Source organism: Streptomyces sp. NPDC056128, assembly GCF_042263835.1.
Taxonomy (GTDB): Bacteria; Actinomycetota; Actinomycetes; order Streptomycetales; family Streptomycetaceae; genus Streptomyces.
In genome coordinates, this window is record NZ_JBHJVQ010000006.1 from 272,876 (window position 1) to 285,688 (window position 12,813).

Genomic DNA, 12,813 nt, shown 5'->3' on the forward strand with positions numbered 1-12,813 from the left:
GTTCAACCCCCCAGGTTGAGAGTGAGTTTGGTGACGGCGAACGCCTCGGCGTAGCGCGTGTGGCATTCGATGCCGCGGATCCGGGCGAGACCGAGGAAGGCCTCCCGGTCGTACCAGGGCCGGTGCCGCTGCGAGGGGTAGTGCTCCTGGAGCAGCCGTACCTTCCGCTCCGCGATCTCCGGCGACAGCGGCTGGTACGCCACCGGGCGCCCGAGATCGCCGTCCCACTTCGCGATCTCGTAGCGGAGCACGAGGTGGTCGCGGAACGCGGTGGTCATCAGCTTTGCCAGGCCGCGGTGGTCCTGGTGCGCGTCGTCGGTACGCGGGGTCAGCACGAGATCCGGTTCGGTCCGCTCGCGCAGCTCCTCGACCGCGGCCTTGGCCTCCTCCCAGTGCGCGGGCATCCGGCCGTCCGGCAGCTTGAGCACGGTCAGCCGCAGATCGGCGCCCGGACAGAAGGCGTCGAGCGCGGCCTGCTCCTCCTGCTCCCGCTCGCCGCCACCGCCGGACAGCACCAGCGCGTCGACGCGGACCCCCGGCCGCGCCAGGCACAGCGTGAGCAGGGTGCCGCCGGCACCGATGGCGATGTCGTCGCAGTGCGCGCCCACCGCGACGATCCGTTCCAGGGGCACGGCCCCGAGCCCGATCACGCGCGCGCTCCGACGCCGGCCCGCTCCCACACGGCCCACGGACGGTCGCCCTGGGCGTAGGCGGCGTCGAGGGCGGCCCGCTCCTTCACGGTGTCGGTGGGCTTCCAGAAGCCGCGGTGCTGATGCGCCACCAGGCGTCCCCGCTTGGCCAGTTGGGCGCATCCGTCGGCGACCAGGTCGCCGTTCTCGGGTATGTGGTCGAAGACTTCCTGGCGGAGCACGAAGTAGCCGCCGTTCTCCCACAGCGGCAGTTCGCCGACCGCGGTGATGCCGCCCACCAGGCCGTCCTCGCCCAGCTCCACGCAGTGGAACGACGACTGCGGCGGGACGACCATCATCGACGCCCCGGCGTCCCGCGCGGCGAACCGGTCGATCATCTCCGGCAGCGGGGCGTCGGTGAGCACGTCGGCGTAGTTGGCGAGGAACATCTCGTCGCCGTCCAGGTGGTGGCGCACCCGGCGCAGGCGTTCCCCGATCGGCGACTCGATGCCGGTCTGCGCGAACGTGATCGTCCAGTCGGATATGTCCGTGGACAGCAGCTCGGTGCGCCCGCCGCGCAGGACGAAGTCGTTGGACGTCGTCTCCTCGTAGTTGAGGAAGAAGTCCTTGATGTGGTGCGCGCCGTACCCGAGGCACAGGATGAACTCGGTGTGCCCGAAGTGCGCGTAGTACCGCATGACGTGCCAGATCAGCGGGCGCGGGCCGACCATCGCCATCGGCTTGGGCACGTCGTCGGAGGTGCCGCTGCGCATCCGCATGCCGTAACCGCCGCAGAACAGGACGACCTTCATCGCTTGACCTCGACAATGCTCAGTTCCGGAATGGGGAAGACCAGCCGGCCGCCCCAGTCGTGTACGAAGGACAGCTGCTCGACCAGCTCGTCCCGCAGGTTCCAGGGGAGGACGAGGACGTAGTCCGGCCGGTCGGTGCCGATCTGCTCGGGCGGCAGGATCGGGATGCGGGTGCCCGGGGTGAACCTGCCGTGCTTGTAGGGGTTGCGGTCGACCGTGTACGGCAGCAGGTCGGGCCGGATGCCGCAGTGGTTGAGCAGGGTGTTGCCCTTGCCCGGTGCGCCGTAGCCGACCACGGTCTCGCCGCGTTCGGCCGCCTCGACGAGGAAGCGCAGCAGGTCCCGGCGCACCTTGGCCACCCGGGCGGAGAACTCGGTGTACCCGGACAGCTCCTGGAGCCCGGCGGCCTTCTCCCGGGCCAGCACGTCGGCCACCCGCCGGGTCGGCTCGCCCGCCGCCTCTGTCGGCCGCGCCCACAGCCGGATGGAACCGCCGTGCGTGGGCAGCAGCTCGACGTCCACGAGGGCGAGCCCGCCGCTGGCCAGCGCCCGGATCGCGGACGCGACCGTGTAGTACTGGAAGTGCTCGTGGTAGATCGTGTCGTACTGGTTCTCCTCGATCAGCGTCAGCAGGTGCTGCACCTCGATGGAGACCCAGCCGTCGTCGGCGACCAGGGCGCGCAGCCCCTGGGTGAACCCGACGACATCGGGGATGTGCGCGTACACGTTGTTGGCCACGACCAGGTCCGCCGGGCCGTGCTCGGCGCGCACCGCGCCACCGGTCGCCGGGTCCAGGAACGCCGTGAGCGTGGGCACACCCGCCTCCCGCGCGGCGGCGCCGACGTTCACCGAGGGCTCGATGCCCAGGCAGCGGATCCCGCGGTCCGTCACATGCCTCAGCAGGTACCCGTCGTTGCTGGCGACCTCGACCACGAAGGCGTCGGGGCCGAGATCCAGCCGCGCCGCGGCGTCGGCGACGAACGTGCGCGCGTGCTCCACCCAGGAGGTCGAGTAGGAGGAGAAGTACGCGTACTGCGTGAACGTCTCCTCCGGCGTGATCAGCGGAGGTATCTGCGCGAGCCAGCAGCCGGTGCAGACCCGCAGGTGCAGCGGGTATGTCGGCTCCGGCTGGGCCAGTTGCTCCGCCGAGAGGAAGCTCTCGCACGGTGGTGTCGCCCCCAGGTCGACGACGCTCTCCGTCGCCTCGGAGCCGCAGAGTCGGCATCTTGTCATGTGCTGTTCCCATCCCCCCTGCCCGCGCGGGCGCGCCCGCCCCGGGCCAGTGCTGACCGATCCGCGATCGCGGTGCGGTACCCCTCCAACAGGCGTTCCAGCCCGACGACCGGGCTGAAGCCCTGCTCGTAGCGGAGCCGGGCCGCCCGTCCCATCTCCCGGTTGCGGGACTCCTCGGCCGTGATCCGGCGCAGGCACGACGCGAGCGAGGCGGGCTCGCCCGGCCGGTGCAGCAGCCCGCTCACGCCGTCCTCGACGAGTTCGACGAAGGCGCCGTGCCCGGCGGCGACGGCCGGGACCCCCGCGGCCATCGCCTCCACGACCACCAGACCGAACGCCTCCAGCCATGTGGAGGGCGCCACCACGGCGACCGACCGCGCGACGGCCTCCCGGCACTGGGCCGGGTCGTACAGCCCGACGTACCGCACGTCGTCCCGGCCCGCCGCCCAGGCGGCCACCTCCCGCTCCAGTGGCCCCGCGCCGGCGATCACGAGCGGCACGCCCACGCCACCACCGGCGGCGATCTCGTCCCACGCGGCCATCAGCAGCCGCACGCCCTTGGCCTCCGCGAGGCGGCCGAGGAAGAGCAGGTGCTCGCCGGGGCCGGTCCGCCGGGCGCCCGGGTCGGGCACGAAGTTGTGCTTCACCGACAGCCGTTCGGCCGGCATGCCCGCGCCCACCAGCACGTCGCGCTGCGCCGCGGAGATGCAGAAGAACCGCTCCACGCCGGACCACCAGCGCCGCCGGTTGACCGACATGCTGACCGCGAGCGGCACCGTCGCCAGCCGGGAGTTCCGGTAGCAGCCGTGCCGGACCGCGGGCAGCGGACCCGACCCGACGCACTCGGTGCACGGCCGGCCGTCCCGCTGCAAGGTGCCGGGCGGGCACACCTGGGTGTAGTTGTGCAGCGTGGCGACGGCGGGCACACCCGCGTCGGCACAGGCGGCCAGCACCGCCGGTGACAGGAGCGGGAAGACGTTGTGGATGTGCACCACGTCCGGCCGTTCGGCACGCAGCCGCGCGGTGAACTCCGCCCGCACCGCCGGATTCCACGGTACGAGGAGCGGCACCGCGACCTTGCCCAGCAGCGAACGGGCGGCGATTTCGTCGCTGCGCCGTTCGAACAACTCGACCCGGTGTCCGGCCCCGCGCAGCAGCGCCACCTCCTGGTCGACGACCTTGTTCTCCCCGCTCGGCTGCGCCGAGGCGTAGCGGTTGTGCGCCACGAGGACGTGCATCTCAGGTCACCTCCGGTGTGCTGCGGGCCCATCGTGGGACCTGTCGGTCAAGGGCTCCCGGCGTCGGGAGGGGAGTGGCCGCCGAGGCGGGAGCCGCCAGCAGCGACGCGGCCACGGCCAGATGCAGCAGATACGGCGAGGCGTCGCCCAGCCCGGCCTCCGTGTACGAGGCGATCGCGCAGTAGCTGATCAGGAAGATCGCGCAGGCCCTCGACAGCGAGGGCGGCCGCAGCAACGCGACGGCGCCCAGGACGGTGATCATCCCCGCCACGAGGGCCACGCCGGTCACACCCTGTTCGTGGTAGACGGCCAGCCAGCTGTTGTCGATCGGCAGCCCGCCGAACGACTTGTCGCCCAGGCCCGCGCCGAACAGGTACTCCGAAGCCGTCCGGTCCGCCGCCAGCAGGGCGTCCCAGACCTTGGCCCGACCCGTGAGGCTGGTGAAGTTCTCCTCGCTCTGTCCGCGCAGGAACCACGCCTGCAGCGCGGAGCCGAACACCACCGCCGCCACCGCGGCGCACCCCACCGCCCAGCTGAAGAACCGGCGGGCGGCGGCGCTGGTCAGGACGAGCGAGCCGATCGCCAGAGCCAGCCCGACGAGCAGACCGAGCGTGGCCGTCCGGGTATGGGTCAGCACGAGCAGGACGAGTGCGGGCACGACGACCACCGCCGCACTGGTCCGGTCGGTCCGGCGGCCGAGCACGAGCAGCACGGTGAGCCCGATGACCACCGCGGCGTACTGTCCGATCTGCGGCGGGGTGAGCGGCCACAGGGCGCCGACCAGCCGCCCGCCGTACAGGTCGGGCAGGGCCGTGCCCGGTGAGACGACCGCGCCGGCGGCCACCGACCCGAGGACCACCACGTACATCCGGATGTGGTGCCGGACGAACGTCGTGCCGCCGTCCCACCAGCGGCTGAGCAGCCACAGGGTGGCGAGGAAGAGGGCCAGCCGGGCGCACCGGAACAGCGCGCCGAACCCGGACTCCAGGCTCACGCTGGAGATCACGCTCGGCACCAGCAGCAGGGTGAGCAGCAGGAGGAAGGCGCTTGCCCGGACGCGCAGCCGGAGATTGACCAGGAGCGCCAGCGCGAACGCGGCGACCAGCGCGCCCATGGTGACCATCTGGATGAGGGAGCGGGGCAGCGGCACGATGGTCTCCGCCCCGGTGGAACCCAGCGTGTTGAGGACCAGCAGCCCCCAGACCGTCGCCACGGTCCTCGACGCCGCGGTCCTCGACGTGTCGTGCTCGGCGGCCATCTCAACCACCGTCCCGGGCGCGGAAGGTACTGCCCTCGTCCTGCCGGTACGGCATGCCCTGCCACTGTCCGGAGTCGAGGGTGCGGCTCGGGTCGTGGGCGACGAACGTCCACGCGCCGAGGTAGACGTTGTCGTGCCAGCGGTTGTGCTGCTCGCCGGTGATCGCCTCCGCCACGCGCTCGCCCTGGTACGGCGACCAGTCCGGATAGGTGCCGTAGTTGGCCAGCACCGCCATCCGGTCGCAGAGCGCCGCGCAGTCGACGACGGACTTGTCCAGCACGAAGCGGTTGTCGTGGATGTCCACCCGCTGGGTCTTCCACCGGCAGTCGGCGTAGAGCGGTGCGGTGGCGATCGCGGGCTGTGCGCACCGGTCGGTGTCCTTCACCAGGAGTGTGCACTCACCGGAGGAGGTGTTGGCCGGGCTGTTGCAGAACCGGTCGGCGTTCTCCCACAGGGTGATCCCGGACCAATTGTTCTCCAGCGTGTTGCCGTAGATCTCGATCTTGTCCGTGCGGGCCCGGATCCGCGGTTCGCCGCCGGACTCGGACACGTAGACGGTCGCGAGCGGGAAGCTGTCGCCGCGGTCGGCGTACCTGCGGCCCTCGACCCAGTTGTTGCGCCGGATCGTGTTCTTGCGGACGACCGCGTTGTAGCTGGTCTCGTAGATCAGCGCGGCACCGTCGTTGGCCTCCAGCACGTTGCCCTCGATGCGGAAGTCGTTGTTGTTGGTGTCCGCCCACAGCCCGGCTCCGCGGTTGTCGTGCACCCAGTTGCCGCGGATGTCGGCGCCGTCGACGGCCCAGAACTTGACGCCTCCGGTGCAGCCGCAGCCCGGCCGCCGCCGCTCCCAGTCGTCCCTGTTGTTGCCCACGATCTCGTTGCCCTCGACCACCAGGCCGGTGATGCCGCCGCCGCCCTTGTACGCGTTCATGCCGTACTGGCCGTTGCCGCGCAGACAGCTGGCGCTGACCCGCTGGCGGGCGCCGGCCATCAGCCCGGCACCGGAGTTGTGCTGGATCGTCGCGTGCTCGATCACCCACCCGTCGGCCGAGTCGTGGTTGACCACGCCCTCGTCGTGCGGCGCGACGAACCGCTGCACGGTCAGGTGGCGGATGGTGACGTCGCGGGCGGTGCCGCCGAACGCGTACTGGTTGGTCTTCCGGCCGTCGAGCACCGCGCCCGGGGCACCGAGATAGCTGTTCCCCTCCTTGGGGATGACCTGCGCGTAGCGGTCCGGCTGGAGCCGGTGGGTGCCCGGCCGCAGCCAGAACGTGGTGTTCGGGGGACTCTTCCTGGTCTTCGCGGCCAGGTCGCCGGCGACCGCGGGGTCCACCGTCACCGCGCCCGCGGGCGCCTTCGCGGGACCGGCCGCAGGCTTGGCGCACACGCGGGCCACCGACGTGGCCGGCGCGGCGGTCGGCTTCGGCCGCGCGCCCTGCGTGCTCTCACAGCCGGTCGCCGCCAGCAGGGTCAGCGCCAGCGGTGCGGCAGGCAACGCCCAGCGCCGCCACTTGATCCCCACGCGGCCCCCCTAGCCGTGGAACCTGAGTACGGTGGTGAACCCCTCGGCCCCGTCGGCGAAGCCGGTGCCGACGAGCGTCGTGGCGGGTTCCTTGCGCCCGAAACCGGGGGAGTACCAGCCCAGCGGCGGATCGGTCTCGCCGCGATGGGCCCGCCAGCTCAGCTCCCCGGGCAGGTCGAGCACGGCGGAGCGCTCCGCGCCGTCCCGGGTCCAGGTGAGGGCGGCCCGGTTCCCCGTCAGGTCCGCGGCGATCGCCGGACCGAGGTGGAAGGCCAGCCGCACGGACCGGCGCGGACCGCGCACCTCGTCGACCACCTTCAGCTCCCGGCTCGCGGCCGTCAGCTCCACCCGGCGGCGGTGCACGGAGCGTTGGTATCCGTCGTGCTCGGCGCGCCAGCGGGCCGTCCCCCCGTCCAGAGCCCCGGACGGGTCCGCGACCAGCACCCGGCTGCGGGCGTGCCGGGTCCACAGGAACGGGCCGCCGGAGACGGACTGGTCGGTATCGTCCAGTTGCAGGGTGTTGTGCCCGAGCGTCGACCGGAAGTACCGCCGCCACACGGGTTGCCCGTGGTAGCAGAACGTCCCGGGGTCGGCGAGCACGTCGACGCCGTCCTGCCGGACCTCCACCGACAGCGCGTCCGCGTGCGCGTGCGCGGCGATGGACAGGAAGCCGTGCGGACCACCGTCGCAGCGGCACCAGATCCCGGCCGGGCCGCGCAGGACGGTGAGCCCCGCGTCGGCGAAGTGCGCCGGTCGGCTCGCCGGGCGGGTCACCGACGGCACGGCTCCGTCATCCGGGTACGGCCGGATGAGCGCGGCCAGCATCGGGGTGCGTACGTCGGTTCCGGTCACCTCCGGCCACCAGGCGCGCCGTCCGAACACCGCGTCCCCGGTGGCCAGCAGCGAGCCCCAGCGGTCGGTGCCCGCGCCGTCCACCACCAGCCCGTGGCCGTCGTCGGCGTCCCCTTGGCGCGGCGGCCGCAACCGGTCGTCGACGATCGCCGCGAGCGCGTCGGTCATCCGCAGCAGCACCAGCCGGACCGTCGGCGGCACCGGCACGTCGGCGAGGTCCGCCTCCGCCAGTGCGGCCAGGCCGAGTTCCAGCACGAGTCCGTGGTACTCGGTGGCCAGCTCGCGGTTGAGGCCGGACAGGAAGGTGTTGCCCCGCAGGTGCCGCTCGAGGGACCGCAGCGCGTCGGCCCGCAGCCGCGCCGAGGAGGGGAACCACCCGAAGGCGCAGGACGCCGCGAACTGGCCAGCGGCCTCGGCGACGACGTGGTTGTTGGCCGAAGACCCCCGGCTGGGGAAGGCGGCCAGCCAGCGCTGGTGGTGCCAGATCTGGTTCAGCGCCACCGGGTTGTCCTCGAACAGCCCGGCCGCGCCCGGCCAGCCGTCGAGCAGCCGACGGATCCACACCCACGACAGCAGCCGGATGCCCAGCTCGATGCCGCTGGTCCAGTGCACCCCGCGCAGCGGCGCGTTGGCCGCCCACCACGACCGCAGATGGTCGGCGACGCGCTCCGCGTACCGCTCGTCGCCGGTGATCGCGTAGGCGGCGGCGAGCACGGTGAGGTACTGGTGCCGGGACAGCTCCCAGATCTGCTTGATGTCGCCGACCACCTCCTCGTCCCGGTACGGCACCCCGAAGGCGTAACCCCAGGGAGCCCGGCGCCCGGTCTTCGGGTCGTACCACCAGTCCGGGTCGGCCAGGTCGTCGCGGACCACCCCGAAGTACTCGACGTGCCCGGCCATCAGCCGGTCGGCCTCGGCGACGACACGTTTCGCGGCGTCCGGCGGCACCGCGGCGACCGTCCCCGCGGGCAGGACCGCGGTGAACCGGGCGCCGGTCACGGTCGGGCAGTGCGGCGGCGCCGACCGCCAGCGCCGCCTGCGCAGGGCATCGCCCGCCCGGCCGCCGACCTCCCGCGGCCCCATCCGGGACAGCCGCCGCAGGTACCAGCCCGGACTCCCCGAGGTCACAGTCATCGCGCCGCCGCCAACGTGACCGCCGCGCCGCCGGCCAGACTGCTCTGTACGGCGAGGGTGGCCGTGGTGGTGGCCACCAGCGACTCCAGCGGCACCGGCATCGGCCGGCCGGTCCGCACGGCCCTGATGAACGCGGCCAGTTCGGCGTTCTGGCCCTTGTCCCGCGCCTTCGGCAACCGGGAACTCACCCACCGCTTCCGGCCGCCGTCGTAGACGGAGGCACGGACGAAGTCGTCGAGCCGCAGCGCGCGGCCGTCGGCGACCAGGTCCAGCGTCTCCTTGGGGAAGCCGGCCGGGCCGGTGGTGAGGTAGCTGATGGTGGCGGTCGAGCCGCCCGGGTAGCCCAGCACCACCTGGAGGTCCTCGTTGCCGGGCGTCGCCATCGCGTACACCGACACCGGGTCGGCGTCGAGCAGCCGGCTCGCCGTGTCGATGAAGTGCCCGCCCTCACCCGCGAACCGCGAGCCCTGGGTGCCCTGTTGGAGGTACCAGCTGCCCTGCTCCAGCCGGCCCGCGTTGACCAGGTAGCGCAGGCTCGCCGGACCGGTCCGCGCGCCGAACCGCTCCCGGGCCTCCTGGAGCAGCGGTGCGAACCGGCGGTTGAAGCCCACCTGCAGACGGTCGTTGCCCGACTCCTCCACCGCCGCGAGCACACCGGCCAGCTCGTCCTCGGTCAGCGCCAACGGCTTCTCCACGAACACCGCCTTGCCGGCCAGCAGCGCCCTCCGGGTCAGCTCGGCGTGCGAGCTGTGCCGGGTGACCACGAACACCGCGTCGATGGACGGGTCGTCGAGCACCGCGTCGAGTTCCGTGGTCGCCTCGGCGAAGCCGAACTTGCGCTGCGCGTTGGCCCCGGACAGTGCCGTCGTGGTGACGACCGTCGACAACTCGACGCCCTCGCGCCCCGCCAGGTGCGGCAGCAGCATCGACGTCGCGTAGTTCCCGGCGCCGACGAACGCCAGCCGCACCGACGCCCTGCCGGACCGGGCCGGTGCGGGGGCCCCGCCACCGCGTCGCACCGCGGGCACGATCAGCTCCGGGGCCACCGTCTCCTCCGCGTGTGCGGGGTACCGGAACAACACGGCCACCGCCTTGAGACCGCCGTCCTTCAGCTGCCGGTACGTCTCGACGGCGTCGTCGAAGTCGGCCGTGTGGGAGACCAGGGGCTCCACGTCGACGCGACCGCGGGCGACGAGATCGAGGAAGCACGCCAGGTTGCGACGCTCGGTCCAGCGCACATAGCCGATCGGGTAGTCGCGCCCCTCCAGCTCGTACTCCGGGTCGTAGCGGCCGGGACCGTACGAGCGGGAGAACCGGACGTCGAGCTCCTTCTCGTAGTACGCGTTCCAGGGCAGGTCCAGGCTGCACTTGCCGATGTCGACGACCCGGCCGCGGTCCCGGCTCAGCCGGGCGGCCAGCTCGACGGGCTCGTTGCTGCCGCCGCCCGCGGCCAGGTACACCTGGTCCACACCGTGACCACCGGTGAGTTCGGCGACGGCGTTCTCCACGGCCGGTGAGGAGGGATCGCCGCAGGCCGCCGCGCCCAGACGCTCGGCCAGTTCGCAGCGCACCGGGTCGGGGTCGGCCCCGACCACGCGCACCCCCGAAGCGGCCAGCAACTGCACCACCAGCTGACCGATCAGCCCGAGGCCGATGACCAGCGCCACCTCGCCGAGCTGGGGCTCCCCGCGGCGTACGCCCTGCAGCGCGATCGACCCGACGGTGCCGAACGCGGCGTGCCGGGGCGCGAGGCCGTCCGGCACCCGGGTGTAGAGGTTCTTCGGGACCCAGTTCACCTCGGCGTGCAGCGCGTGCTCGTTGCCGGCGCACGCCACGACGTCCCCCACGGACACGTCGTCGATCCCGGCGCCGACCTGCTCGACCACCCCGCACAGCGAGTAGCCGAGCGGCGTGTAGGAGTCCAGCTTGCCCATCACCTTGCGGTAGGTGGCGGGCACTCCGTTGGTGGCCACGCTCTGCACCACCTTGGCGACCTGGTCCGGCCGGGAGCGGGCCTTGCCGACCATCGACATGCCGGCCTCGGACACCTTCATCAGCTCGGTCCCGGTGGAGATCAGCGAGTAGGCGCTCCGCACCAGCACACCGCCCGGCTTGCACCCCGGCACCGGGACGTCAAGCAGCGCCAGCTCGCCGCTCTTGTAGTTCTGCACAACCTGTTTCACCGAAGTCCTCTTGTCTCTACGCCGTCGAGGGAGAGTTCTGGCCGGCCCCGGAGAGCGCGCCGCGATACCAGTACTCGAGGGTCAGCACGTGCCACAGATGCTTGGAGTAGTCCCGGTGCCCGGCGGCGTCCTCGGCGACCAGCCGGGCCAGCGCGTCGCGGCGCAGCAACCCGGAACGGACCAGCTCGCCGTCGTGCACCACCTCGCGGACCAGCGGTGCCAGATCCCGGCTCATCCAGGCCCGCAGCGGAGCGCTGAACAGGCCCTTGGGCCGGTACACGATCTCCCGGGGCAGGATCGAGGCGGCCGCCTCCTTGAGGACCGCCTTGCCCTGGCGTCCGGCGATCTTGCGGTCACCGGGCACCGCGAAGGCCGCCTTGACCACCTCGACGTCCACGTACGGCACCCGCACCTCGGTCGACGCGGCCATGCTCGACCGGTCCGTGTACGCGAGGTTCAGACCCGGCAGGAACATCCGGGCGTCACCCAGGCACATCCGGTTGACGAAGTCGTCGAGGTCGTTGTCCTGGTAGACGTCGGCGTGCTCGGTCAGCACGTCCTCCACCGTCCCGGCCAGGTCGGGATCGACCAGGGCGAGCAGCTCGTCCCGGTCGTACATGGTGTAGCTGCGCCGGAACGCGGTCTCCTCGGGCAGTTCGGCGAAGGAGAGGAACCGCTTCGCGAAGCGCACCGACCGGTACCCGCGACGGGCCGTGGCGACGGGCAGCCGGTCCACGGCCGCGGACACGCCGCGCCGCAGGGGACGCGGGACGCGCTGGTAGCGCAGCGCGAGCAGGTTGGCCAGATGCTTGCGGTACCCGGCGAACAGTTCGTCGGCGCCCATCCCCGAGAGCATCACCTTGACCCCGGCCTCCCGGGCGGCCTCGCAGATCAGGAACGTGTTGATCGCCGCGGGGTCGCCGATCGGCTCGTCCAGGTGGTACGTCATCCGGGGCAGCAGGTCGAGCACGTTGGGGGCGATCTCGATCTCGTGCAGGTCGACGCCGAACCGCTCGGCCACCCGCCGGGCGTGACGCAGGTCGTCGGGCATCGCCTCGAACCTGGCGTCCTCGGCGCGAAATCCGATCGTGTACGCGGAGATCCCGGGCCGGTCGCGGGCCGCCAGCGCGGTCAGGTAGCTGGAGTCCAGCCCGCCGGAGAGGAAGGTCGCCACGGGCACGTCGGAGAGCAGGTGCCGCCGGGTCGACTCCTCGACGACGGCGGCGACATCCGGCCGTTCGCCGCTCAGCGCCCGCTCCTGCCCCTCGGCGGCGACGTCCTTCAGGTTCCAGTACCGGCCGCGCTCCACCCGGCCGTCGGCCCGGCACCGCAGCCAGCTCCCCGGCGGCAGCTTCTCCGCCCCGCGCAACGCGCAGCGCGAGTCCGGCACCCAGTAGTACAGCAGCGAGGCGACCAGCGCCCCGTGGTCCACCTCCAGCGACCCGCCGGTCACGGCGGCGAGCGCCTTCAGCTCGGAGGCGAACACCAGGCCCTCGCCGCGCCGGAGCAGGAACAGCGGCTTGACGCCGAGCTGGTCGCGGGCGAGGACCAGGTCACCGGTCCGCTCGTCGAAGATCCCGAACGCGAACATGCCGCGCAGCCGGGGCAGGCAGTCGGTGCCCCAGCGCCGCCACGCCTCCAGCAGCACCTCGGTGTCGGACGTACCCCGGAAGCGCACCCCGGCGGCCGCCAGCTCGGCACGCAGCTCGGGCGCGTTGTACAGCTCGCCGTTGTACGTCAGGACGAGGCCCCCCGAGACCATCGGCTGGGCGCCCGTCTCGGTCAGGTCGATGATGGCCAGCCGACGGTGCCCGAGGTGCACTTCGCCCTCACCGACGGAGTGGCTGTAGCGGCCCGCCCCGTCCGGGCCGCGGTGGGCGAGGACATCGGTGAGCCGGTCGGCCACGGCCTTCCCGTCCGGCCATCGGTAGGTGCCTGCGATGCCACACATGT

The 12,813-nt window shown here is 72.5% G+C and carries 9 protein-coding genes; all 9 read right to left on the bottom strand.

All coding sequences use genetic code 11. The annotated features are described in order from the left end of the window. Positions 1-2: 2 nt before the first annotated feature. From ACFC1X_RS15985 to asnB, 9 genes are read right to left on the bottom strand one after another with little or no spacing between them, the layout of a single operon-like run. Positions 3-650, bottom strand: coding sequence for a PIG-L deacetylase family protein (locus ACFC1X_RS15985; protein ID WP_376353647.1), 648 nt, complete (start codon positions 648-650; stop codon positions 3-5). After that, positions 647-1,441, bottom strand: a complete 795-nt coding sequence (locus ACFC1X_RS15990) for a sugar phosphate nucleotidyltransferase (RefSeq protein WP_234957723.1) — start codon at positions 1,439-1,441, stop codon at positions 647-649. Before ACFC1X_RS15990 ends, ACFC1X_RS15985 begins: the two co-directional genes overlap by 4 nt. Next, complete coding sequence (locus tag ACFC1X_RS15995) at positions 1,438-2,673, bottom strand: class I SAM-dependent methyltransferase (protein ID WP_376353649.1); 1,236 nt, start codon at positions 2,671-2,673, stop codon at positions 1,438-1,440. The genes ACFC1X_RS15990 and ACFC1X_RS15995 overlap by 4 nt, the downstream gene beginning before the upstream one ends. Next, positions 2,670-3,911: a glycosyltransferase gene (locus tag ACFC1X_RS16000; RefSeq protein WP_376353651.1), complete on the bottom strand. Its 1,242-nt coding sequence runs from the start codon at positions 3,909-3,911 to the stop codon at positions 2,670-2,672. Before ACFC1X_RS16000 ends, ACFC1X_RS15995 begins: the two co-directional genes overlap by 4 nt. 1 nt (position 3,912) lies before the next feature. Beyond that, positions 3,913-5,169: an O-antigen ligase domain-containing protein gene (locus tag ACFC1X_RS16005; protein WP_376353654.1), complete on the bottom strand. Its 1,257-nt coding sequence runs from the start codon at positions 5,167-5,169 to the stop codon at positions 3,913-3,915. Between the two features lies 1 nt (position 5,170). Continuing rightward, a complete protein-coding gene (locus ACFC1X_RS16010) occupies positions 5,171-6,691 on the bottom strand; it encodes a right-handed parallel beta-helix repeat-containing protein (RefSeq protein ID WP_376353656.1) in 1,521 nt (506 codons plus the stop codon). 9 nt (positions 6,692-6,700) lie between these two features. Then, positions 6,701-8,677, bottom strand: coding sequence for an alginate lyase family protein (locus ACFC1X_RS16015; protein ID WP_376353659.1), 1,977 nt, complete (start codon positions 8,675-8,677; stop codon positions 6,701-6,703). Continuing rightward, positions 8,674-10,860 (bottom strand): bi-domain-containing oxidoreductase, encoded by a 2,187-nt coding sequence (locus ACFC1X_RS16020; RefSeq protein WP_376353661.1) that lies wholly within the window; start codon positions 10,858-10,860, stop codon positions 8,674-8,676. The genes ACFC1X_RS16015 and ACFC1X_RS16020 overlap by 4 nt, the downstream gene beginning before the upstream one ends. 16 nt (positions 10,861-10,876) lie before the next feature. Further along, positions 10,877-12,811 (bottom strand): asparagine synthase (glutamine-hydrolyzing), encoded by a 1,935-nt coding sequence (asnB, locus tag ACFC1X_RS16025; protein WP_376353664.1) that lies wholly within the window; start codon positions 12,809-12,811, stop codon positions 10,877-10,879. Positions 12,812-12,813 lie beyond the last annotated feature (2 nt).

Coding starts and splice junctions, on each gene's coding strand:
- ACFC1X_RS15990 (WP_234957723.1), bottom strand. CDS start 1,441: ATGAAGGTCGTCCTGTTCTGCGGCGGTTACGGCATGCGGATGCGCAGC.
- ACFC1X_RS15995 (WP_376353649.1), bottom strand. CDS start 2,673: ATGACAAGATGCCGACTCTGCGGCTCCGAGGCGACGGAGAGCGTCGTC.
- ACFC1X_RS16000 (WP_376353651.1), bottom strand. CDS start 3,911: ATGCACGTCCTCGTGGCGCACAACCGCTACGCCTCGGCGCAGCCGAGC.
- ACFC1X_RS16005 (WP_376353654.1), bottom strand. CDS start 5,169: ATGGCCGCCGAGCACGACACGTCGAGGACCGCGGCGTCGAGGACCGTG.
- ACFC1X_RS16015 (WP_376353659.1), bottom strand. CDS start 8,677: ATGACTGTGACCTCGGGGAGTCCGGGCTGGTACCTGCGGCGGCTGTCC.
- asnB (WP_376353664.1), bottom strand. CDS start 12,811: ATGTGTGGCATCGCAGGCACCTACCGATGGCCGGACGGGAAGGCCGTG.